General features: G+C 26.9%; 23 protein-coding genes. 6 read left to right on the top strand and 17 right to left on the bottom strand.

The annotated features are described in order from the left end of the window. Window positions 1–465 precede the first annotated feature (465 nt). The 4 genes from Bpudo544_RS02590 to dapE all read left to right on the top strand — a co-directional run bounded on the left by Bpudo544_RS02590 (window position 466) and on the right by dapE (window position 4,748). Complete coding sequence (locus Bpudo544_RS02590; protein WP_500825221.1) at window positions 466–1,110, top strand: transaldolase family protein; 645 nt, start codon at window positions 466–468, stop codon at window positions 1,108–1,110. A gap of 2 nt (window positions 1,111–1,112) precedes the next feature. Beyond that, window positions 1,113–1,298: a hypothetical protein gene (locus Bpudo544_RS02595; RefSeq protein WP_500825223.1), complete on the top strand. Its 186-nt coding sequence runs from the start codon at window positions 1,113–1,115 to the stop codon at window positions 1,296–1,298. 156 nt (window positions 1,299–1,454) lie between these two features. Beyond that, window positions 1,455–3,458 carry a transketolase gene (gene tkt, locus Bpudo544_RS02600; RefSeq protein ID WP_500825224.1) on the top strand — a complete coding sequence of 668 codons (2,004 nt, stop codon included), beginning with the start codon at window positions 1,455–1,457 and terminating at the stop codon, window positions 3,456–3,458. A gap of 123 nt (window positions 3,459–3,581) precedes the next feature. Continuing rightward, on the top strand, window positions 3,582–4,748 hold the full coding sequence (gene dapE, locus Bpudo544_RS02605; RefSeq protein WP_500825225.1) for a succinyl-diaminopimelate desuccinylase: 1,167 nt from the start codon (window positions 3,582–3,584) through the stop codon (window positions 4,746–4,748). 114 nt (window positions 4,749–4,862) lie between these two features. Here the strand turns inward: dapE and Bpudo544_RS02610 are convergent, their stop codons facing one another. The 3 genes from Bpudo544_RS02610 to upp form a co-directional block, all read right to left on the bottom strand. Further along, window positions 4,863–5,192: a hypothetical protein gene (locus Bpudo544_RS02610; protein WP_500825226.1), complete on the bottom strand. Its 330-nt coding sequence runs from the start codon at window positions 5,190–5,192 to the stop codon at window positions 4,863–4,865. 70 nt (window positions 5,193–5,262) lie between these two features. After that, a complete protein-coding gene (gene dapA, locus Bpudo544_RS02615) occupies window positions 5,263–6,141 on the bottom strand; it encodes a 4-hydroxy-tetrahydrodipicolinate synthase (protein ID WP_500825227.1) in 879 nt (292 codons plus the stop codon). 741 nt (window positions 6,142–6,882) lie between these two features. Next, window positions 6,883–7,509, bottom strand: coding sequence for a uracil phosphoribosyltransferase (gene upp, locus Bpudo544_RS02620; protein WP_500825228.1), 627 nt, complete (start codon window positions 7,507–7,509; stop codon window positions 6,883–6,885). Between the two features lie 309 nt (window positions 7,510–7,818). Here upp and Bpudo544_RS02625 point away from each other — a divergent pair, with 309 nt between their 5' ends. Beyond that, entirely contained in the window at window positions 7,819–7,992 is a 174-nt protein-coding gene (locus Bpudo544_RS02625; protein WP_500825229.1) for a DUF2633 family protein, read from the top strand. Between the two features lie 123 nt (window positions 7,993–8,115). Here Bpudo544_RS02625 and ureG read toward each other — a convergent pair whose 3' ends face one another. From ureG to guaB, 8 genes are all read right to left on the bottom strand, one after another. Then, window positions 8,116–8,736 carry an urease accessory protein UreG gene (gene ureG / locus Bpudo544_RS02630; protein ID WP_500825646.1) on the bottom strand — a complete coding sequence of 207 codons (621 nt, stop codon included), beginning with the start codon at window positions 8,734–8,736 and terminating at the stop codon, window positions 8,116–8,118. A gap of 133 nt (window positions 8,737–8,869) precedes the next feature. After that, window positions 8,870–9,553: an urease accessory protein UreF gene (locus Bpudo544_RS02635; protein WP_500825230.1), complete on the bottom strand. Its 684-nt coding sequence runs from the start codon at window positions 9,551–9,553 to the stop codon at window positions 8,870–8,872. Between the two features lie 217 nt (window positions 9,554–9,770). Continuing rightward, entirely contained in the window at window positions 9,771–11,474 is a 1,704-nt protein-coding gene (ureC, locus tag Bpudo544_RS02640; protein ID WP_500825231.1) for an urease subunit alpha, read from the bottom strand. A 6-nt stretch (window positions 11,475–11,480) separates the two neighbouring features. Continuing rightward, window positions 11,481–11,789 carry an urease subunit beta gene (locus Bpudo544_RS02645; RefSeq protein ID WP_500825232.1) on the bottom strand — a complete coding sequence of 103 codons (309 nt, stop codon included), beginning with the start codon at window positions 11,787–11,789 and terminating at the stop codon, window positions 11,481–11,483. A gap of 30 nt (window positions 11,790–11,819) precedes the next feature. Beyond that, window positions 11,820–12,122: an urease subunit gamma gene (locus tag Bpudo544_RS02650; protein WP_500825234.1), complete on the bottom strand. Its 303-nt coding sequence runs from the start codon at window positions 12,120–12,122 to the stop codon at window positions 11,820–11,822. A gap of 25 nt (window positions 12,123–12,147) precedes the next feature. Beyond that, window positions 12,148–13,002, bottom strand: coding sequence for an urease accessory protein UreD (locus tag Bpudo544_RS02655; protein WP_500825236.1), 855 nt, complete (start codon window positions 13,000–13,002; stop codon window positions 12,148–12,150). Between the two features lie 265 nt (window positions 13,003–13,267). Continuing rightward, a complete protein-coding gene (guaA, locus tag Bpudo544_RS02660) occupies window positions 13,268–14,851 on the bottom strand; it encodes a glutamine-hydrolyzing GMP synthase (RefSeq protein ID WP_500825237.1) in 1,584 nt (527 codons plus the stop codon). 138 nt (window positions 14,852–14,989) lie between these two features. Next, window positions 14,990–16,453, bottom strand: coding sequence for an IMP dehydrogenase (guaB, locus tag Bpudo544_RS02665; RefSeq protein WP_500825238.1), 1,464 nt, complete (start codon window positions 16,451–16,453; stop codon window positions 14,990–14,992). Between the two features lie 370 nt (window positions 16,454–16,823). On the opposite strand from guaB, the gene mqo reads away from it, so the two are divergent. Further along, on the top strand, window positions 16,824–18,365 hold the full coding sequence (mqo, locus tag Bpudo544_RS02670; protein ID WP_500825239.1) for a malate dehydrogenase (quinone): 1,542 nt from the start codon (window positions 16,824–16,826) through the stop codon (window positions 18,363–18,365). Between the two features lie 37 nt (window positions 18,366–18,402). On the opposite strand, the gene der is transcribed toward mqo, so the two are convergent. The 6 genes from der to Bpudo544_RS02700 form a co-directional block, all read right to left on the bottom strand. Further along, a complete protein-coding gene (der, locus tag Bpudo544_RS02675; RefSeq protein WP_500825240.1) occupies window positions 18,403–19,836 on the bottom strand; it encodes a ribosome biogenesis GTPase Der in 1,434 nt (477 codons plus the stop codon). 63 nt (window positions 19,837–19,899) lie between these two features. Then, window positions 19,900–21,186, bottom strand: coding sequence for a histidine--tRNA ligase (gene hisS, locus Bpudo544_RS02680; protein WP_500825241.1), 1,287 nt, complete (start codon window positions 21,184–21,186; stop codon window positions 19,900–19,902). 77 nt (window positions 21,187–21,263) lie between these two features. Next, window positions 21,264–22,352 carry a flavodoxin-dependent (E)-4-hydroxy-3-methylbut-2-enyl-diphosphate synthase gene (gene ispG / locus Bpudo544_RS02685; protein WP_500825242.1) on the bottom strand — a complete coding sequence of 363 codons (1,089 nt, stop codon included), beginning with the start codon at window positions 22,350–22,352 and terminating at the stop codon, window positions 21,264–21,266. A 270-nt stretch (window positions 22,353–22,622) separates the two neighbouring features. After that, window positions 22,623–23,717: a dual-specificity RNA methyltransferase RlmN gene (gene rlmN, locus Bpudo544_RS02690; protein ID WP_500825243.1), complete on the bottom strand. Its 1,095-nt coding sequence runs from the start codon at window positions 23,715–23,717 to the stop codon at window positions 22,623–22,625. Window positions 23,718–23,809: 92 nt separating this feature from the next. Then, window positions 23,810–24,220, bottom strand: a complete 411-nt coding sequence (gene ndk, locus Bpudo544_RS02695) for a nucleoside-diphosphate kinase (protein ID WP_500825244.1) — start codon at window positions 24,218–24,220, stop codon at window positions 23,810–23,812. A 153-nt stretch (window positions 24,221–24,373) separates the two neighbouring features. Beyond that, complete coding sequence (locus Bpudo544_RS02700) at window positions 24,374–25,570, bottom strand: IscS subfamily cysteine desulfurase (protein WP_500825245.1); 1,197 nt, start codon at window positions 25,568–25,570, stop codon at window positions 24,374–24,376. Between the last annotated feature and the right edge of the window lie 304 nt (window positions 25,571–25,874).

Genomic DNA, 25,874 nt, shown 5'->3' on the forward strand with positions numbered 1-25,874 from the left:
TAAATAATACAATTTAATTGACCTTAGTTAATTAACTATACACCAATTACATAAAATAATTTTCAACACAAATTAATTTATTAAATTTTATTTAAAATTACAAAATACATCATAATTGATGTATACTAACATATATATGATTATATATATAAAAAATATATTAGATACATTTTTCTTTTTAATTAAACATAATAATTTATTTCTTACAATTAATTTCTGAAAAAATAATTCTTTACTTGCAACAATAAATTTATTCATTTAATATACGATATTTCTATTATTTTAAATAAAACGCACTTAGTATTTTTATGAATATATGCTATATTAATGTATTAATTACATTAATAACTAGTATTATATTATAGCATGTGAATTGTTAATCATACTATATATAATAAATAAAAAATAATTAAATGATTTTCGATGATTTCTACTACACATATACAATAGAACTCATAAATTATAATGAACGAATTAAATAGTTTAAAAAAAAATTCTATAATTTCAGTAAACACTAAAAATATTGAAGATATTTTATTATATAAAACTCAATATGCTATAATTAATCTATCTCTTACCTTAAAATCTCTATTATTTACTACATATTCTGCGTTATTCAAAAATAATCTAACTTATGCTCAACAATTAATATATGATCGAAGCAACAAATTAGTAGTAAATAATAGATTTAAAATTTTAAAAAAAATTACAGAATATATTTTTACTAAAACAGATATAAATCTTTTTTTAAAAAAAGATTTAATAATACAAAAAACATACAAACTTATTAAATTACACCAAAAAAAAAATATAGATGTATCATTACTAACATTAATAAAAATTTCATCTACTCATAAAAAAATTAGAGCAACTGAAAAATCAAAAAAAATTATAACAAAATGCAACCTGCTAACATCATTATTCTATTTTATTCAAGCAAGTACATACTCTAAAAGTAACATATTTTCAATATCACCTGTCATTAATCGTATTTATGATTGGCGCAATAAAAATAATTTATTAACAACATATTGCATAGATAATAACCCTACTAACATCAAGACAGTAAAAAATATCATTATTGTCAAATATACAATTATAGCAAAATGATTATGAAAACCAGTTTTCGTGCATTTCAACCAACTTTAACTATATCTAGTTGTGATCGTTTAACTATTTCTCCAAGTTTATTAAGAAAATCATACAATAATTCAAGATTTGTTAAACATCAATTATTCCCTTCTGAAAAAAAAATACTTAAACGTTTAATCCTTCTTCTGAAATTAACTTTTTTTTAAAACATAAAAAAAGATAAAATGGAAATTAATAACTTAAATGAAAATATCAAAAGATTTTTTTATAAACCAACAATATTTAAATACACTTTTTACGAAATAACTATAACTACATTATTCAATGTTATTTTATAATAAATAAGAAAAGAGGAAATATCTATGGAACAAAAATATAAAACCTTAGCTAATGCCATACGTATCTTAAGTATGGATTGCATACAACATGCAAACTCTGGACATCCAGGAGCTCCTATGGGTATGGCTGATATTGCTGAAGTTTTATGGAGAGAATACATGAATCATAACCCAAATAATCCACATTGGATAAATAGAGATCGATTTATTTTATCAAATGGGCATGCTTCTATGCTACTATACAGCATTTTACATCTTACAGGATACAATTTATCTATAGAAGATTTAAAAAATTTTAGACAACTAAATTCCAAAACTCCCGGTCATCCAGAATACAAACATACCGATGGCGTTGAAGTTACAACAGGACCTTTGGGGCAAGGATTAGCTAATGCTGTAGGATTTGCATTAGCAGAACGAACGCTTGCAAAACAATTCAATCGGCCTTCGTTTAATATTATCGATCATTATACTTACGTTTTTACTGGAGATGGTTGTATGATGGAAGGAATTTCTCATGAAGCCTGTTCATTAGCTGGAACAATGCATTTAAACAAACTAATTGTATTTTACGATAGCAATAATATTTCTATTGATGGAGATACTGAAGAATGGTTTTCTGATAATACAGCCATGAGATTTAAATCTTACGGATGGCATGTCATAGATAATATAAATGGCCATCACAGAGATGCTATTAAAATCGCTATTGAGCAAGCTAGATCTGAAGTGAATAAACCATCATTATTAATTTTTAAAACCATTATTGCTTTTGGATCTCCAAATAAACACGGAAAATCTAGTGCTCATGGATCACCATTAGGAATATCAGAAATTTCTGAAACTAGACGTACATTATCCTGGAAAGAAGAAACAGCATTTTTAATTCCTCCAGAAATATACCATGCTTGGAATGCTATTCAATCAGGAAAAAACAAAGAAAATGAATGGAACAAAATATTTTATCAATATCAAATTGCTTATCCTAATTTATCTCAGGAACTTATAAGACGAACAAAAAATGAATTACCAAAAAATTGGAATATAGAAATACAAAAAATTATAAAAGAAATAAATGAAAATCCTAAAAATATTGCTACTCGTCAAGCGTCTCAAATTGTTATTGAATATTTATATAAAAAATTGCCAGAACTTTTAGGAGGATCGGCTGATTTAACCCCTAGTAATCTGACTACTTGTTCTCGGTCTGTTTCTATTGTAAAAAACCCCTCAGGTAATTATATTCATTATGGTGTTCGAGAATTTGGAATGACTGCAATAGCTAATGGCATAGCTAGTCATGGAGGTTTTTTACCTTATACAGCAACTTTTTTAACATTTAGTGATTATTCTAGAAACGCCATTCGTATGGCAGCTCTTATGAATAATCATCACATCATGATTTATACTCATGATTCTATTGGATTAGGAGAAGATGGACCAACCCACCAACCTATAGAACAACTATCCAGTTTACGTATTATTCCTAATTTACAAGTTTGGAGACCTTGTGATCAAATAGAAACCACAATTGCTTGGAAATCAGCAATTGAATATCAAGGCCCAACCGCTTTAATTTTATCTAGACAAACACTAAAACAACAAAAATACACAACAACACAAATTACTAATATTTCCCGTGGAGGATATATATTAAAAAATTGTCAAAAAATTCCTGACTTAATAATCATTGCTACTGGATCTGAAGTTGAATTAGCAATTCAGACATATCATATACTTACTGAAAAAGGATATAAAATACAAGTAGTTTCTATGCCTTCCACTAATATTTTTGATAAACAAGATATTACATACCAAGAATATGTATTACCAAAAAAAATACTAAATAAATTATCTATTGAAGCCGGTAGTAATGATTTTTGGTATAAATATGTAGGGCCGTATGGTAAAATAATTGGAATAAATGAATTTGGAAAATCTGCTCCAGCACATAAATTATTCAATTTTTTCAATTTTACTGTAAATTATATATTACAAGAATCATATAAATTACTAAAATCAAATTAAATTTTTACAATTATTTATATATTTTTATCAAATTATATAATAAAAATTAATTGAAACAAGAATAATTATATACATGATTACAAAAATTATCTAAACATTAATTGCATTAATATATAATATAATATGACTATTTCATTAATAGAATTAACCAAAAAACTCATTAACCAACCTTCAATTAACCCACATGACCATAACTGTCAACATATTATCTCTTGCTATTTAAAATCATTACAATTTAATATAGAATTAATGAATTTCTATAACACATATAATATTTGGGCTTATCGAGACGGACAAAACAAACAAAAACAAAAGAAACAGTATACATTATTATTTTTAGGTCACACAGACGTAGTATCTCCTGGTAATGTTCAAAATTGGAAATATCCACCTTTTTCAGGGATAATAAATAATGGAATATTATATGGTAGAGGTGCATCAGATATGAAAGGAGCCTTAGCAGCAATGCTGATAGCTACTTATTATTTTATTAAACAACACCCTTATCATAAAGAAAGAATAGCATTTCTTTTGACTTCTGATGAAGAAGGCTCTGGGGAATACGGAACAAAAAAAGTAATACAAAAATTAATTAATCGAAATGAACAAATAGAATACTGTATAGTAGGCGAACCATCTAGCCAAAATAAAATAGGAGATATCATTAAAAATGGACGACGAGGATCCTGTACTTGTAAATTAACTATACACGGTTTATCAGGACATGTAGCTTATCCTAAACTCTTAAGAAATCCAATACATTTAACAATTCCTATGTTATCCGAGTTAATACACACTAAATGGGATCAAAAAGATAGCGTAATATTTCCTACAACTTCCATGCAAATAACTAACATTCACAGTATTCCTAACTATATAACAAATAACACTACACCTAATCAATTAATATTAAATTTTAATCTACGCTTTAGTGAACAATCTTCTATTAAAAGCATTCAAAATCGAATTAATGAAATTTTATCAACTCATCATTTACACTATTGTATTAATTGGGAGTCAATATCAAAACCTTATTTTAGTAAACCGGGAAAACTTACCAATACTGTTATTAATATTATTGAAACATACTATAATCATAATATCACTCCTCAATTAGAAACAACAGGAGGTATTTCTGACGGAAGATTTATCGTTAAAATGGGAGCAGAAGTTTTGGAATTAGGAGCTCTTAATAGCACTATTCATAAACTTAATGAATGTATTAAACTAACAGATTTACAATTATTAAGTTATTTTTATTTTAAAATCATGGAAGAAATATTATTATAAATTCCTCTATAATTTCATATATAAATTATTTATTAAAAAAATTACAGTTATTTAACTTAAATCTAATAATACAATAATTAGAACAACTAAAAAAGCATGTGTATATATTATAATTCAATTTAATATATTCTCCTTTTCTAATATAACAGGAGGACATATACTAATGTTACTACTGTTTGCATAATTTTCATTTATTTTTTTCATTTCAATAACGTTCGTTGTATTAGGTATACTATAATCAGTACATGGAACAGGTAAAATAATATCCAAATTCTTTGGGATTTTTAGTTTATATAAATAATAATCATCTTTACAATAACTGTCATATTGTAAATTGTCATCTGAATTTAGTGAACAATAATAAACATTTCTATTTATTTTTCTCACAAAAAAACATCCTGATAACAAAAATATACAAAAAAATTGTAAAATCAATAACCGCATATATATACAATTACTTCTTTTAATTTTGTACAATAAACACCACCTATATGAAATATTTCGTTAATAATTACTATAACAAATTAGCATTTATTAAAGATTTTCTCACTAAACTTATATTTTTTTCTGATAATGAAGTCATGGGAAGTCTAAGAGTATCATAAGGTATTAAACCTAATTCCTTGCAAGCCCATTTTACTGGAATAGGGTTAGAATCAAAAAATAAAGCTTGATGTACTGGTATTAAACAATTATTCACATATTGAGCATGTTTAAAATTATTCTGCTTAGCTAAATCACAAAGCATTGACATTTCTTTTGCAGCTATATTTGCTGTTACAGAAATTACTCCATCTCCTCCTAATCTCATAAAATCTAATGCACTTAAATCATCTCCACTAAGCAAAATAAAATCTTCATCAACCAATCGCTTAATTTGATTTACTCGATTTAAATTTCCTGTAGCTTCCTTAATCCCTATTATATTTTTAATTTTTGACAAACGACCTACTGTTTCTGGCAATAAATCACATCCAGTTCTAGCAGGCACATTATATAATATTTGTAATAATTCTGTATTTTCTGAAATCGCTTGAAAATGTGTAAATAAACCTTCTTGATTCGGACGATTATAATAAGGAGTAACACTTAAACATGCAGCTATATCACTATTATTAAATTGCTTAGTTAACAAAATAGCTTCAGCAGTAGAATTAGACCCAGTTCCAGCTATGACAGGTAATCTTCCATCACAAAATTCTAAAGTCCACATCACTACATTAACATGCTCTGCATGCGTAAGACCAGACATTTCTCCTGTAGTTCCTACAGAAACAATAGCAGAAGTCCCACTAGTTATATGATACTCTACCAATTTTTTTAAACTTTTTCGATCTATATCTCCTCTCAAATCCATCGGTGTAACCAATGCAACTATACTACCAGTAAACATGAATCACCCTCTCTCCAAAAACATAACATAAAACCTATATATCAAAAATACAAAAATTAAAACAATAATAATATATTATAATATTTATTATTATATAAACTATTGTAAGAAATTTAATAAAAATTAATAGAAAATTATACTTGACATATAATTTAATTTCTATTAATAAAAAATTAATTTGTACTTTAATAATAGTTACATCCTATATTATAGGATGTAACTATTAAATCTAATAACTAATATCAGTATACATCAATTTATTGTTCTTCATACTTAAAAAATAAATAATATTTGTTTATTATAATTTTTATTATCAATAAATATTATTAATAATGTTATTTTAAAATCTACATATAATAAGATTGAAAATAAAATTAATATTGATTTAAATGAATCAGAAAATAGTAATTTTCTACAAAATTCTATACTTCACTGTATATTTAACTTATACACTAAATTTATTAAAAATTTAATATACAGTAAAATCATAAATAAAAATATAACAAAATTTATAGAATCGTTTATTTTTAATAAACAAACAAAGAATAACTGCTACAAGCAAAAGTATTCAAAAATTTTAAACCATACAAAAAATTATATTAAATTATTTAAATATATAAATCAATTTTGAATATTAATATTAAATATTAGATATCTTAAATATCTATAATTAAATCGCCATATTACTCTGACTATACTTAAAAATTTTATTAAAATACTAATAAAATAATCATTTAATTATTATTTTGTTCCAAAAATTTTATCTCCAGCATCCCCAAGTCCAGGAATAATATAACCATGTGTATTGAGCTGTTGATCAATAGATGCTAAATATAACTCAACATCTGGATGTTTTTTTTCCAAAGCCGCAATACCTTCTGGTGCAGCTACCAAGGATAAAATTTTTATATTATGACATCCTGATTCTTTTAACAAATTAATAGCAGCAATTATAGTGCCACCAGTAGCTATCATAGGATCTAATACCATTGCCATACGTTTATTAATTTTAGATACTAATTTATGAAAATAAGGTATTGGTTCCAAAGTAACTTCATGTCTATACACTCCTATCATACTAATACGAGCACTAGGAATATGCTCTAAAACACCATCCATCATACCTAACCCAGCTCTTAAAATAGGCACAACCGTTATTTTTTTCCCTTTTATACGCGCAATTTTTACTAATCCATTCCATCCTTCAATCACTACTGTTTCTATTTCTAAATTATCAGTAGCTACATAAGTTAATAAACTTCCTAATTCTGAAGATAACTCACGAAAACGTTTAGTACTAATATCACAAATACGCATTAATCCTAACTTATGTTGTACTAAAGGGTGGTGAACTTCAATTACTTTCATACGATTATATTCCTATTGAATACACTATCATACTATTCTAATACAATACTATATTTTATGATTATAATTCACTACAACATAAGTAACAAAAAATGATAATAACTAAAAAAACAATCATATACAATATATATTGTTTCATTACTTCAATATTAAATATATTTTAATCATATATTTAATAAAAAAAAATTCTTTATATATTTTTAATAAAATTTTAAAAATAATCTATGATGTTGTTTTTTGATATTAAAAATTCTATTTTATTTCATAATTTCATTGATATATTTGTAATATCATATATCATTATGACCAATGAAAAAAAAGAAAACAAAAATTAGAATTGCAAAAGGAGTTTTTTTAATCAGTTTTATTGTATTAATAATTCGATTAATTTTTTCTTTAATTAATTCTTGGAATTACTATAAAACAAATAATCTCCATTCTTCTTCGTATCATATTACAAGTAATTCAAGAATAAATGCTTAATTTTTTTAACTAATACTCACTTCATTGTAATGAAGTCACATTTTCATTATTATTTACTTTTAAAATGTTTATTTTTTAACTTTCATCTTTCTAAACAAAAACAATACATTAATAAAAATAAATCTAATATTTCATAGGAAAAATTTCTTGTTTTAATATAAAATCAACAATATGCTGTATTCCATTACCCACTTTTAAATTAGTAAAAACCCATGAGTTCTTTTTACGAATTCGACTAATATCCCTATTCATTACTTCTAATGATGCTTCAACATATACAGCTAAATCAATTTTATTAATTATTAATAAATCAGACTTAGTAATACCTGGACCTCCTTTACGAGGTATTTTATCTCCTGCTGCAACATCAATAACGTAAAAATTTAAATTTGTTAATTCAGGACTAAATGTAGCACTTAAATTATCTCCACCACTTTCTATAAAAATAATATCTAAATCTTTAAATCTGTTCATCAATTCTTCAATAGCCAGTAAATTCATAGACGCATCTTCTCTAATAGCAGTATGAGGACATCCACCCGTTTCAACTCCAATAATACGATCAGATTCTAATGCGCCTGCATCTACTAAAATACGCTTATCTTCTGTAGTATAGATATCATTCGTTACTACTGCTAATTGATAATTTTGTTTCATTTTTTTACATAACATCTCAATTAACAAAGTTTTTCCAGAACCTACAGGACCACCTACCCCTACTTTAAGAGGTTTTATTATATTAATATTTTTTATCATTAACAAAATACCATTTTTATTGATTAAATATTTTTAAATTATATAATATATATTTATAAAGGTGTATATAATAGATATTCGAAAAAATAATAATACATATTAATACACAATTAAATCATAATTAAGAGCGAAATAATCTAGAATACTGAACTTCATGGCACGAGGAGGCTATGGATTGAAGCAAAAAATTACTTCCTAATTCACAATCTGTTACAATTTTTGCTTTATCCCAAACTTTCGGGAAAAAACTTGATAAATATCTTATCAATTGTTGTGCTTTATTTTGACCAAAAGGTATCAATTTTATCCCTATAATGATAGAAGATTCCAATATATTATAAGCATATCCTAATGCTAAGTTTTTAATAGGAATATTCCAAAAACAACCTAACCATGCTATTGCCGCTAATCCACTATATTGAAACCCTGATATCCAAATTTCATCAATCGGAGAATACCATTGTAAAATTAACTTAGATATCGCTTTTCCGCGCTGTTGCTCTTCCATTCTTAATTCATAAGTATCACAATATGATAAAATCCTTAAAGCGCATTCTTCAAATTTCACAGAATCATTAATTTTAGAATAATAATAACAACGTTTCAACATAGGCCAATCTTGATACATGAGTTGACCATGAATCCATTGTTTTTGCCAATCTACAAAATTTTCAATAGATTTTACCCATCCTAATTCTATTGCTGATTCTAATCCCTTAGAATAACTAAATCCTCCTATTGGCAAATTAGAACTAATCAATTGTATAAGAGATAATAATGCCTTATCGCTATGATAGATGTCCATTATATAATTAAAAATATATAATATATATTTAATGAAAAATAATCTTATACAACGATACTGTTATAAAAATAAAAAACTCTTCAATCTGCACTATACTATTTCAATAATAAATTATAATAAACATATATTTTAAATATTGTACACAAAATATTTTTAATTCACAAATACAAAATACACTTCCACATATATTAATATATTTCTTTTATATATACATTAATTAAAACAAAAAATAACGCTGCGCCATTGGAAGCTCAGAAACAGGTTCGCAAGTTAACAATTTTCCATCTGCTCTAACCTCATACGTCTGAGGATCTACTTCAATAACAGGTTGCCACGCATTATTAATCATATCCTTTTTTTGAATACTTCTACATTTTTTAATTTTTCCAATTAAACTAACCAATTTTAAACGATCGATTATATCTAAATTATAACTTATTTCAGATACAAAAGTCATTCGAACAGAATGTCTAGCATGACCAAATCTTCCAAACATTAATCTATAACGTACTGGTTGAGGAGTAGGTATAGAAGCATTAGGATCTCCCATAATTGCAGATATAATCATTCCTCCTTTTATCACTAAATCTGGCTTAACACCAAAAAAAGAAGGATTCCATAATACTAAATCAGCTAATTTTCCCAATTCAACAGAACCAACTTCATGAGAAATACCATGAGTTATAGCAGGATTAATTGTATATTTAGCAATATATCGTTTTATACGAATATTATCATTATATTTACAATCTTCTTTTAATGATCCACGTTGTAATTTCATCTTATGAGCAGTTTGCCAAGTTCTTAAAATTGTTTCCCCAATCCTACCCATAGCTTGTGAATCAGAAGATATCATGGATAAAGCTCCTAAATCATGCAAAATATCTTCTGCAGCAATTGTCTCTCTACGAATTCTAGATTCTGCAAAAGCTATATCTTCAGGAAGATTAAAATTTAAATTATGACAAACCATCATCATATCTAAATGTTCGTCAATAGTATTAGTAGTATATGGCATCGTAGGATTAGTAGATGATGGTAAAACATTACTAAATTCACACATTCGTATAATATCTGGAGAATGTCCTCCACCTGCTCCTTCAGTATGATAAGTGTGTATTGTTCTATTATTTATAGCAGATATTGTATCTTCTACAAATCCAGACTCATTTAAAGTATCTGTATGGATAGACACTTGAATATCAAATTGATCTGCTACATTTAAACAGCAATCAATAACAGAAGGAGTTGCACCCCAATCTTCATGTATTTTTAATCCAACTGCTCCAGACTCTATTTGCTCTATCAACGATTCTGGTAATGAAGCACTACCCTTTCCAGTAAAACCAATATTAACAGGTAATGAATCGGATGCTTGTAACATTCTAGATATAAACCATGGTCCAGGAGTACAAGTCGTTGCATTAGTTCCAGTAGACGGACCCGTACCTCCACCAATTAATGTAGTAATTCCAGAATATAACGCTTCTTCTATTTGCTGAGGACAAATAAAATGAACATGCGTATCAACTCCGCCAGCAGTAACAATTTTACCTTCTGCTGATATCACCTCTGTTCCAGGACCAATACAAATAGTAATTCCAGGCTGAACATCTGGATTACCTGATTTTCCAATACCAACAATACGTCCATTAACTATCCCAATATCAGCTTTAATAATACCCCAATGATCTATAATTACTGCATTAGTTAATACTAAATCAACACAATTTTTACTACTCAATTGGCTCTGTCCCATACCATCTCGTATAACCTTTCCTCCTCCAAATTTTACTTCTTCTCCATATATAGTAAAATCTTTTTCTATTTTAGCCCATAAATCAGTATCCGCCAACCGTACAGAATCACCAAAAGTTGGACCATATATTTCAGAATATGTTTTTCTACTTAATCTATACATAAATTATTAATTTAATCTCCCCATAATTTTCTTTCGAAATCCAAAAACTTGAAGTTTTCCCGAATATTGTACTAACTCTACTGTTCTAATTTGACCTGGTTCAAATCTTATTGATGTTCCAGAAGGAATATTTAATCGAAAACCAATAGATATCTTTCTATTAAATTTTAACATAGTATTTACTTCATAAAAATGAAAATGAGACCCAACTTGGATTGGTCTATCTCCATGATTTGTAACAATAACAATCACACATTTTCGATCAGAATTTAATTCTATTACACCATCTGTTATGTAAAATTCACCTGGAATCATGATTTTTACCTTAAAATATCATACAAAACTTTAAATTATTGGATCATGTACGGTTATTAATTTAGTTCCATCAGGAAAAGTAGCTTCAACTTGAATATTATCAATCATTTCAGGAACTCCCAACATTACATCATCTCTACTCAATATAGATCTTCCTAATTCCATTAATTCTGACACACTTTTCCCTTCTCGAGCACCTTCTAAAATCACAGAACTTATCAAAGCGATAGACTCAGGATAATTCAATTTTAACCCTTTATCACGTCTTTTTTGTGCTACTAAAGCAGCCATAAATACTAACAGCTTATCTTTTTCTCTTGGTAATAATTTCATAATAATAAACAATAATCTCGATTTTTTATGTAAACCAAATACGTGGAATCACAGCTTCCTTTCCAATTATAACAGGACGTATTGTACTCCAAATACACAACAACAATTTCTTTAACTTTTGACTATCATTCCCTAATAATCTTACTATAAGTAATTCATCCAATAATGTTACTCCACCTATTTGAACTCCTACAACAGATTGAACTAATTTTCGTACTTGTTTTAATATAATTGCATTCGATGGAATTGCAAATAAAGTGGCACTTATTTTAAAACCTCCTAATTTACTATTAATGCAATTTTCTTGTTGTGTGCTAATTTTCAACCGATCTCTTAATCCTACAAATCCAAATGCATATATATTTAAAGAAATATCTATTTCTTTTGGAGCTTTATATATCCCCATAAGATTAGTATTCCCAAAACATAAAATTTCAAATGAAATCATTCTAGCTCCTTTTTCTAACTGAAAGGTTGTATGCATTTGAACTTTTGATTTAGGAAAAAAAATACTACCTTGAGGAATCCATTCTAAAGCAGCATCATTTTGTATCTTAAAAAAATATTTTTGCAATGCCAATTTTCCATTAGTTTTATAAAATTTACCAGAACTTGGCGTAGTTAACAATGCCCGACTTTCAGATTCTAAATTTACCGACAATTCTAATCGATCTCCTCCTACCATTCCACCAGAAGGATGTAATAAATATACATGAGGAGTACTTCCATCTTTTTCTGGATAAAAACTTTTTTGTACTAAAAATGGACCAAAATGACGATTTTTTACCAACACACTACGTCCTTTTACTAAAGAAAAATTTAACTCTAACTTTCCTAACCAACCATCAGGGTTGTTATATAATAACTTCTTTTCTATCACAATAATTAAACTTAATTTGTTATAATGTAACTACTCATCAATTTAATATATTTAAATTAATTTAAATTACTTTAATTCAATATATTTCTCATCAGTATAAAAAACTAATATAATAATATAAATTTATTATACCTAATAACTACAATATAATTAACGATTGTCTATCTTTTTTTTTTGAACAAAAATCCAACTAGTTATAATTCTTTATTATAAAAACAACTATTCCTATCTTACTCTATTCTCATCAAAAAATTAATGTAATTAACTATTCCCATTCAATGGTAGCAGGAGGTTTACTAGAAACATCATATACAACACGAGATACATCTTTAATTTCATTAACAACACGATTAGATACTTTATCTAAAAATTTATAAGGTAAATTTACCCATCTAGCTGTCATAAAATCTACTGTTTCTATAGCACGCAATGCTATCACCCACTTATATTTTCGATTATCTCCTTGTACTCCTACTGAATGTATAGGTAAAAACACTGCAAACGCCTGATTTATTTTGTCATATAAATTTTCATTGTACAATTCTTCAATAAAAATTCGATCAGCTTGTCTAAGTATATTGCAATATTCTTCCTTCACTTCTCCTAATATTCTTACCGCTATTCCCGGTCCAGGAGAAGGATGCCTATACACTATTTCATGAGATAATCCTAAACTCAATCCAATACTACGCACTTCATCTTTAAACAATTTCTTTATAGGTTCTAATAATTTTAGATTTAGAACACCTGGAAGACCTCCTACATTATGATGGGATTTAATTAAATGAATCACTGAATTGCTATTATCTGATGATACCCCAGATTCGATTATATCTGAATATATAGTACCTTGAACAAGCCACTTAATATTTTTCCTTTCACTTACGTATGATTCAAATACCTCTATAAATGTCTTGCCTATTATTTTTCTTTTTTCTTCTGGATCTACAATACCAACTAAAGCATTTAAAAATCTCTTTTCTTCCGACAAACACACAATATTCAAATTTTGATATTTTTTACAAAAATTATTGAATCTCTCAATTTCATTATAACATAACAACCCATTATTGACAAATACACAAATAAATCTATTATCAATTGCTCCTTGTAATAATAAAGCAGTAACACAAGAATCAACACCACCAGAAAAAGCAAGTACCACCTCATCTCGACCTACTACTTTTTTTACATTTTCAGTAATATCTTTAATGATATTTCTTGACCTCCATGAAGATTTACATTTACAAATATCTATAACAAATCTTTTTAAAATATTAAAACCCTTTCTAGTGTGAGTCACTTCTGGATGAAACTGTATACCATACCAATAATATTTTTCATGAGCTATAATAGCGATTTTATTATATTGAGTTAAACCGATAATATTAAAACTATTAGGAACAGCAGTAACTAAATCTCTATGACTCATCCAAACTTCCAATATTGCACTACCTTCATTATTAATGAAATCATAAATATCATTTACTAACACATTTTGAGTAACGATTTTGACTTGAGCAGACCCAAATTCCCCTTGATCACAAGCATATTGCACTATGCCACCTAATTGATTAACCATAATTTGCATACCGTAACATATCCCCAATATTGGAATATCTAATTCAAAAATAAAATCAGGAACACATGGTTTATCATTTGTATATGCACTACAAGGTCCACCAGAAAGAATAATTCCATTAGGATTTAACTTATTAAATTGAGATATATTAAAATTCCAATGACACGAAATAGAATATACTCCTAATTCCCGAATTCTTTTTAAAACTAATTGAGTATACTGAGAGCCAAAATCTATAACCAAAATCCGATATTTAGCACACTTCATATATTACATTCAATCCTGTTGATAATCTCAAAATAATTTAAAATATTAAATACTATATGCTGAAATCCTTCTTATATTTATATGCATATAAACCATGAAGTATACAAAGTATATGTGATCTTTGTAATTCTTTTTTTTCTATTTTAATCGATAATTTGGAGCTTCTTTTGTAATTGTTACATCATGTACATGACCTTCTCGCATGCCAGAATAACTAACTCGTACAAATTTTGTTTTTGTTCTCAAATCATCAATAGTTGAACATCCTGTCAATCCCATACAAGAACGCAATCCACCCATTAACTGATGTATAATCATTTTCAATTTTCCTTTATAAATAACCCGACCTTCAATTCCTTCAGGAACCAATTTTCCAGAGATATTTTCATCTTGTTGAAAATATCGATCAGATGAACCACGATTCATAGCTCCTAAAGAACCCATTCCTCTATAACTCTTAAACGATCTTCCTTGATAAAACTCTATATCTCCTGGAGATTCCTCAGTGCCTGCTAATAAAGAACCAACCATAACACAATGTGCTCCCGCTGCTATAGCTTTAGCTATATCTCCAGAAAATCTAATACCTCCATCAGCAATAATAGGTATATTAGTATTTTTTAATGCTTGCGATACATCATATATAGCAGTAATTTGAGGGATTCCTACACCAGTTATAATCCTTGTTGTACATATAGAACCTGGTCCTATTCCAACTTTTATTGCATCAACTCCAGCTGCTTTTAGCGCTAAAGCTCCTTCTTTAGTAACAACATTTCCTCCTATAATAGGCAAATTAGGATACATTCTTCGAATATCTGCAATGCAATTCAATACACTTTCCGAATGACCATGAGATGAATCAACTAATAAAATATCTATACCAGCATTAACCAATCCATCAATTCTATTTTTATAATCTGTGTTAACACCAATTGCTGCTCCAACTCTTAATCGACCATCACTATCTTTACATGCATTAGGCTTACGTTCTGATTTTTCAAAATCTTTTGCAGTAATCATACCTTTCAAATGAAATAAAGAATCTACTAACAATATTTTTTCTACTCTTTTTTCATGCATCTTAGTAAGTACTGTTTTGCGATCTTTTTTCTCACATACTGTTATTAATCGATCCTTAGGAGTCATAACATCAGAAACTAACGTTTTTAAATTATTTATAAAACGTACATCTCGGCTAGTTACAATTCCTACTAATTCATTCTTATTTATTACTACCGGATAACCAGCAAATCCATTTCGAAAGGTTCTTTCTTTTACTTCCAATAATGTAGTATTAGGAGAAACACACTGAGGATTAGTTACAACACCACTTTCATAACGTTTAACCCGACTTACTTCATCAATTTGCTTTGTTAAAGACATATTTTTATGTATAAAACCTACTCCTCCTTCTTGAGCTATAGCAATAGCCAAACTAGACTCTGTCACCGTGTCCATAGCTGCAGAAACAACAGGAATATTTAAAATAATAGAATCAGTTACTCGAGTTTTTAAAGTTACTTCTGCAGGCAACACAGACGATCTCTCTGGAATAAGAGACACATCATCAAAAGTCAAAGATTCTTTTAAAAAAAACATAGCACATACACAGTCTTATATAATTTAATAAAAATACTATACAAAATTATAAAATAATACATACATATATTTATATCATAGCAATCTACTCATACAAATACACTTTAATAATCAAAAGATCTATTCTGATAAACATGTTTACTATTTTATCACAGATAAAAATAATATATCTTTATATCATCAAAATAATTAAATCTTTATACATAAATCATTTTATTAAAACAATTAATAATATCTTTTCTTAAAAGTATTGTATATTTTTTTAGAAAAATATAGTATAGATAAAATGTTAAATATTTTATAAAATTATTATGTTTGTTTATTTGTTAGATTGTTATTTAAACCTATTAAAAGTCAATTACATATTCAAATGAACAACAATTTTACTAATCAAAAATTGTTCTCACAATCAAATATAAAAATAAATTCTCCTATTGATGTTGCATTAATTGGAGCTGGTATTATGAGTACAACATTAGGGATGGTTCTAACAATGTTAGAACCATCCTGGAAAATAAACATGTATGAACGTTTAAATAAGCCAGCTCAAGAGAGTTCTAATGACTGGAACAACGCAGGTACAGGACATGCTGCATTTTGTGAATTAAATTACACAGAATATAACAATATAAACAATTCCGTTGACATTAAAAAAGCACTTACAATAAATACCGCATTTGAATTATCACTACAATTTTGGGCATACTTAACTAAAGAAAATATTCTTAAAAATCCAGGATCTTTTATTCGTAATATTCCTCATATAAGTTTTGTACATAATGAAAACAACATTGCTTTTTTAAAAACACGATTTCAAGAATTAAAAAAAAATATATTTTTTAATGGAATGATCTATTCTGAGAATCCTGAAGAAATTGAATCATGGATTCCTCTAATTATGAAAGGACGAAATAAATCTCAAAAAGTAGCTGCCACCTATATGTCAATGGGAACAGACATTAATTTTGAAGAAATTACACAGCAATTATTAAATCAATTAAAGAAAAATCCTAATTTTAATATATATTTTCAACATGACGTAACGTGTATACAATCTTATAATAATATCTGGAGTATATCTATAAACAATACACAACATAAAAACAAAAAGAATATTCATGCCAAAAATATATTTATTGGAGGAGGAGGAGGATCTCTTAATCTATTGCAAACTTCTAAAATTAAAGAAATTCAAGGATATGCCGGTTTTCCGGTAGGAGGTCAATTTCTTATTACACAAAACCCAGAAATAGTATCACAACATTCAGCAAAGGTATATAGTAACTCTACAATTCATATGCCTCCTATGTCCATTCCTCATTTGGATACTCGTATACTGAATGGAAATAAAGTTTTATTATTTGGACCATTTGCTACTTTTACTGGAAAATTTTTAAAATACGGATCTTGGTTAGATTTATTTTACTCTTTAAATAAAAATAATTTTTTTCCAATGATTCAAGCTGGGCTAGATAATATATCTTTAATTAAATATTTAATTCAGCAATTAACTATGTCTCATAAAGATCGGATTCATTCTCTTAAAAATTTTTATCCGGAAGCTAATTCAAAAGATTGGTCATTAATACAAGCAGGTCAACGAGTGCAAATTATTAAAAAAAACCAAAAAAATAAAGGTACTTTACAATTTGGAACAGAAATAGTAAATTCATCAAACGGGACATTATCAGCACTACTCGGCGCATCTCCAGGAGCATCAATTTCTGTAGCAATAGCAATAAAATTGTTATACATTATGTTTAATAAACAAATGTACAGAAATTCCTGGAAATCTAAACTTCAAGAAATAGTACCATCATATTTGCAATACATTAATAACAATAATATAACAATAACCAATCAACTTAGAAAAAACACTAGAAACACTCTACATTTAATTTTTATAGAATAAAATTAAATGATAAATAATTTATTCTTTATAGTTTCTTTCATACAAAAGGATTAATAGTGTCCTTAAATTTTATATGAAAAAAAATACCGTTTAAATTTAAAGCACGACAAAAATATTTTTTTAAATATTTTTTATATCCAACAGATAACTGATTAACTCTAGTCCCGTGAATAACAATGGTTATTGGATTATACCCTCCAATGTGTACATATTTAGGTTTAGGTGCTACACCTTTCATTTTTGAAGAAAATGGAGGGTTATGTTCAATAAGAGCTTTATTCATGATACGAGTTAAAACAGTTGTACTAATAACTTTTAAAGAATCATGATACATTTTTGATATTGATTTAAATAATACTTTCATTCCATCCCCATGTAATGAAGAAATAAAATGAATTTTAATTGTTGAAAAACCCATAAATCTTATTCTATTCATTAAAAATTTAATAATAATTTCTTTGGATCTTTTTTCATTTTTAAATGGAAAAATATCCCATTTATTTAATGCTATTACCAATGATTTACCATTATTCATAATAAAATTCAATAAAGATAAATCCTGATCTACAATACCTTCTTGAACATCAATCATTAATAAAGTTACATGAGCATTTTTAATAATTCGTAAAGTTTTAAACACAGCTATTTGTTCCGATGAAAAATTATTATTATTAATATATTTTCTATTTCTTCGAATTCCTGCTGTATCAATTAATATGTATTTTTGATCAAAATAAACAACCGGGATATATATAGAATCTCTAGTAGTACCTGGAATTCTAGAGGTAATCACACGATTTTCTTGTAATATATAATTTATAAAAGTAGATTTTCCAGAATTTGGACGACCTACTACAGCCAGTTTAATAGAATTATCTTCTAATGCTATAAATTCTCTATTTTTACTTTCTTTACTTACAAGATAGGATTGTCTTGTACCACTCACAAATATTTCTTGTGTTATTTTAAAAAATATCTTATCTAACAAAATATCAATACCATATCCATGAATTGCAGAAACAGTTATAAATTCTTCAATTCCAAAAGAATAATAATTATATCCAGTTTCTAAATTCTTAGACTTAAAATTATCGATTTTATTAACTACAACAAATATATTTTTTTTTCCTAATTTACGTAAATTTTTAACGATATTATAATCCGTTGATGATTCTAAAGAATGTCCACTTACTACAAATAATACAATATCAGCCTCTTTAATGGCTAAATTCGCTTGACAATTAATAGAGTTTTGAAGAAATGAATGAAAATTTTCATCAATTCCACCTGTATCTGTAATAATACATCTATTATTCTTATATTGAATGCACCCATATTGCCTATCTCTAGTAAAACCAGAGCAATTTGTTGTTAATGCATAACGATTTTGTGTTAACTTATTAAATAAAGTAGATTTTCCTACATTTCTTTTTCCAATTAATGCAACAATAGGTAATTTTTTCTTATCCATTCCAAATAAAACCAATTCAATAAATTAAAACAACTATTTTTATGTTAAACTAAATAGCTATTTTTAATCTTTAAATGAAAAATTTTTCAATTCTTTAATAATTTCATTATATGTAAAAATATTTTGATTTTTAGATCTTATATCTTTCAAAACAACTGTTTTTTCATAAACATTTTGATCTGTTATAATTAAAACAAATCGAGCATTATTTTTAATAGCTTGATCAAACTGCTTCTTAAAATTCCCTCCTCCATGATTTACCATTAAACGTAACAACGGCAATTCACTTCTAATATTTTCTGATAAATTAAATAAGTATTGTTGAGAACAATTACTTAAATTTATGATATAAACATCTACATGCATAAAATTACGCGTAATAATGCTATTATTACTAATACTCTTTATTAGCAATAATACACGTTCTAACCCAATAGATAATCCTACAGCAGGCACCGATTGTCCTCCTAACTGTTTTGATAAATTATCATAACGACCACCTGCACAAATAGTATTTTTAGCGCCTAATTTTTCTGTCACCCATTCAAAAACTGTGCGATTATAATAATCTAATCCACGTACTAAATACGGATTCACAATATAAGATACTCCAAGAATATCTAACAATTTACATAATTTATTAAAATGATTCTTAGAATCTTCATCTAAATAATCATACAAAATAGGAGCTTTTACCAATATTTTTTTTAACTCATCATCTTTTGTATCTAAAATACGCATCGGATTAGAATATAAACGCCGAATCATATCGCTCTTTAAACTATCTCTATTCTTTTCTAAAAAATTTATTAATTTTTCTCGATATAATTCTCTAGATGACAACAACCCTATAGAATTTAATTCTAATGTTACATATTCACTAATTCCTAATTCTTTCCAACAACGCACAGCAATTAAAATCAATTCAACATCTATATCTGGACCAATTTGACCAAAAGCTTCTGCACTAAACTGATGAAATTGTCTATATCGACCTTTTTGAGGCCGTTCTCTTCTAAACATTGGCCCTATATACCATAACCTCTGTTCTTGATGATAAAATAAAGAATGTTCAATTCCAGCACGAACACACCCAGCTGTTCCTTCTGGTCTTAATGTTAAATTATCTCCATTCTTATCATCAAAATTATACATTTCTTTTTCAACAACATCTGTTACTTTTCCAATTGCTCTTTTAAATAAATCTGTAAATTCTACAATAGGAAATCTGATTTCATTATATCCATAACTACTCAATATAACCTTGAGCACATTTTCTATTTTTTGCCATAAAAAAGTATCTTTAGGTAAACAATCGTACATCCCTCTAACAGATTGAATTTTTTTCATATACTATAGACATACACATTTTATTATATTGAACATATTAATTATATTTACTTCAAATAAGTAGTATAATTATTTAATTATTTAATTACAGATCTAGCACGAATTCGACGTTCTAATTCTTTGACTATTGATTTATTATCGCAACGTTCCTTTTGTCTCACTCCATCTTCATATATTCCGCTTTTATTTTTAGCTCCTGCTACTCCTATAGTTGATGATAATGATTCTCCCGGTCCATTAACTACACATCCAATAATAGATACATCCATAGATGTATCTATATCACATACTTTCTTCTCTAAAGAATTTACTACACTAATAACATCAAATTCTTGTCTTGCGCATCCTGGACAAGCTATAAAATTTACTCCTCTAGTTCGTATTTTTAAAGCTCTTAAAATATCAAATGCTACTTTTACCTCTTCTACAGGATCTGCAGCTAAAGAAATACGTATAGTATCCCCAATTCCTTCCATCAATAAAAAACCTAAAGCTATTGCAGATTTAACCGTTCCATTACGTAACAAGCCAGCCTCAGTTAATCCTACATGTAGTGGTTGATCGATTTTAGATGATATCTTTCGATATGCACGTAAAGTAGTAAATACATCTGAAGATTTAACACTTACCTTAAACTGATGAAAATTAAATTTATCTAAAATATTTATATGACGCAGCGCAGATTCTAATAAAATATGTTCCACAGAACTTTCTTTATATTTATCTACTAAATCACGTTCTAAAGATCCAGAATTTACCCCAATTCTAATCGCAATATTTTTATCTCGAGCACAATCCACTACAGACCTAATACGATTACTATTCCCAATATTTCCAGGGTTAATCCTTAAACAATCTGCTCCATATTCTGCAGCTTTTAACGCAATACGATAATCAAAGTGAATATCAGCTATCAATGGAATATCAACAATTTTTAATTTAATTTGTTTAAACGCTTCAGCTGCATCCATAGTAGGAATCGATATTCGTACAATATCGACTCCTACTTTTTTTAAAGCATTAATTTGATTGATTGTCCCTACAATATCTGTAGTACGAGTATTAACCATAGATTGCACTGCAATCGGAGCGCCATCCCCTATAGGAACATCGCCAACATATATACGAGTAGACTTTCGACGAATAATATTAATTAAATCATTCATATTACTACCTCGATTTTTATATTATAGATACATACATTCTTACACTATCAATAAAAATTCCTTATTCTCTATAATTAATGTTATTAAAAAACAAAAAAAGAATAATTAATCTAACTTATTTAAGTTATAACAAATAAATAAAAATTTTTAAATATAAAATCTATATTATATACAATACACTGACATATTGATGTGTATTCCTGCACTTACATTAATTATTGTAAATAATAAATCCACCACATCATATATCATATGATTTAATAGATCCTGTTAGTCATGTATCTTATTATTAATAAAATTTCCTATTAATTGTCCACATGCAGCATTTATATCTAATCCTCTTACTCTTCTAATTGTCGTTACAATACCATAACTTTTTAAAATTTTATAAAATTTATTCATTCTTTTATAAGAAGCACTGTTTAGATTTTCAGTATTCTCGATAGGATTCCAAAACATTAAATTAACTTTACATGAAAAAGTAATAAGTTTTTTCGCTAATTCATGTGCATGTTCTACCTCATCATTAATACGATTTAACAATATATATTCAATTGTTACCTTTCTACTACGAAAGTTTTTTTGTTGTAAATAATAACGAATTGATTTTAATAAACAATCAATATTATATTTTCGATTAATTGGCATAATTTCATTTCTAATTGCATCATTAGGAGCATGTAAGGATACAGCTAACGATATATCAATCATATCTTTTAATTTATCTATACCTGGAACAATTCCAGATGTAGACACTGTTACATGACGTTTAGATAAATTAAAACCAAAATTACTTAATATAATCTTAATAGATGATACAACATTTATTAAATTTAATAAAGGCTCCCCCATTCCCATAAACACTACATGAGTAATAGGAATAATTTTATTATTATTTTTTAAATGTGCATTATTATAAAAAATAAATTTTGCTATTCTCCATATTTGACCAACAATTTCTGATGTTTTTAAATTTTTAACAAATCCTAACTTCGCTGTACCACAAAAACTACATCCTAAAGCACATCCGCATTGTGAAGATACACATAAAGTTGCTCTTTTATCATCAGGAATATAAACTGTTTCAATATATTTATTATTATCAATCTTCATCATCCATTTTCTTGTTCCATCATTAGATTTGTGTTCATGTACAATAATGGGAGCACTAATTTCCGCTATTTGATTTAATTTTAATCTTAAATCTTTATTTAAATTAGTCATTTTACTAAAATCATCGCAATACTTTTTATAAATCCAATCCATTATCTGATTACAACGAAAAGAACATTCCCCTAATTCATTGAAAAAAACTAACAATTCTTCAGGAGACATATCAAGTAAATTATTTTTTTTTAATAGCATAAAATACTTTTTATTGAATAATTAAATTATCTAGTAATTTATTAACACATGTTGAATTCATTTATATTCGTATTTACTATATATTTATTTTTTTATTTTGTATTAAAAAAATACGATATTTCAAACTCAGCAGAACTTTTAGAATCTGATCCATGAATAGCATTTTTAGTACAACTCTCTCCATAATCAGCTCTAATAGTTCCAGCTAGTGCATTATTTGGATTAGTAGATCCTATAATTTCACGATTTCGTCGTATAGCATAATCACCTTCTAAAATTTGAATAAATATCATACCAGAAATCATAAATTCAATTAAATCATTAAAAAATAATTTGTTTTTATGTTCAGAATAAAATTCTGAAGCTTCTGCCCGTGTAAGCTGTAACATTTTGGCTGATACTATAATCAATCTAGAAATTTCAAATCGACTAATTATAGAACCAATCACATTTTTAAATACTGCATCAGGTTTAATAATTGATAATGTACGCTCTTTTACCATTTTTATTCCCTATAAACATACGCATTATTTTATTTTAAACAAACATTATCAATAAGACTATTAATGAATAATCAAAAAAAATCATTTATAAATTAAACAATCATTTGAATATATATTAATAATTATCGCATTAATTTTTATTAATAATCTCATTTATAATAAATGTATCATTTCATTTAACTTCATAACTGTAGCAACAATTTGATGAATAGCATAATCTATTTCTTCTTCTGTTGTAAACCTTCCTAAAGAAAATCTAATTGAATTATATGAAAGTGTAGGGTTTACTCCTAAAGCCGTCAAAACATGCGATACACTCATTGTTTCAGAGGTACACGCTGATCCAGAAGACAAAGCAAAATCTTTTAATGCTATCATTAGTGTTTCTCCATCAATATTAATAAAACTAACATTCAACAATGTCCCAATACAATGATTTAAATCACCATTTATTGTAATTCCTTCAATCTGTTGCAATCCTTTCCATAAACGATTTCTCATTTTTTTTAAAAAACTCATTTCTATTTCCATTTCTTTTTTTGCTATCCGATATGCTTCAGCCATACCAACAATTAAATGTACTGGCAAAGTTCCAGATCTTAAACCATATTCATGTCCCCCTCCATGTATCTGAGGTAAAATATTAATTTTAGGTTGTAGTATCGTTGTTTTATTTGTATTATTATCGTATTTACGCACATATAATCCTCCGATACCTTTTGGTCCATACAATTTATGAGCGCTAAAAGACATTAAATCTATTGGCAGAACAGATAAATCAATATGTAACTTTCCAACACTTTGCGCCGCATCTACATGAAATATCACATTATTTGAGCGACATAATTTACCAAACTGTTCAATATCTTGAATAATACCTATTTCATTATTTACATGCATAATAGATAACAAAATCGTATCATCACGAAATGCTTGATGAATTTGATCTACATGAATCAATCCATTACTTTGAGGAATTATTTTAGTAATTTCAAATCCTTGATGTACAAGATTCTGACAAGTATCAAGTACAGCTTTATGTTCAGTTGCACTAGTAACAATATGCTTGCCCTTCTTATAATAAGAATACGCTATACCTTTAATAGCTAAATTTATTGATTCAGTAGTCCCTGAAGTAAAAATAATTTCATCAGATTTAGCTCCAATTAACGACGCAATTTGTTTACGAGACAACTCTACTGCTTCTTCTGCTTTCCACCCATAATAATGGGATCGAGATGATGAATTGCCAAATATACCGTCTATAGTTAAATATTGATACATCTTATCTGCAACTCTTAAATCTACTGGAGATGTGGCAGCATAATCAAAATATATTGGCAATTTCATTATATATTTACTCCAAAAAATAAAAAAATTACTTTAATTCAAACAAAAAATATATACTTTATAAATATAAAGTATATAATCATTCATTACAATTTATTTTATTTTAAACCAATCATTCATATATATGAAAATTTGTACATAATATAAAATTAAATTATTTATTTAAAATGACATACATAATACTTGACATTATTTATCTCCAATAAATAATTAGTACTTAATAAGTAAATTTGTATATATTCAACATGATTATATAATTATTTCTATTTAATAATATTATTCAAATCTTTGTATATAAATTATA

Source organism: Blochmannia endosymbiont of Camponotus pudorosus, assembly GCF_059934925.1.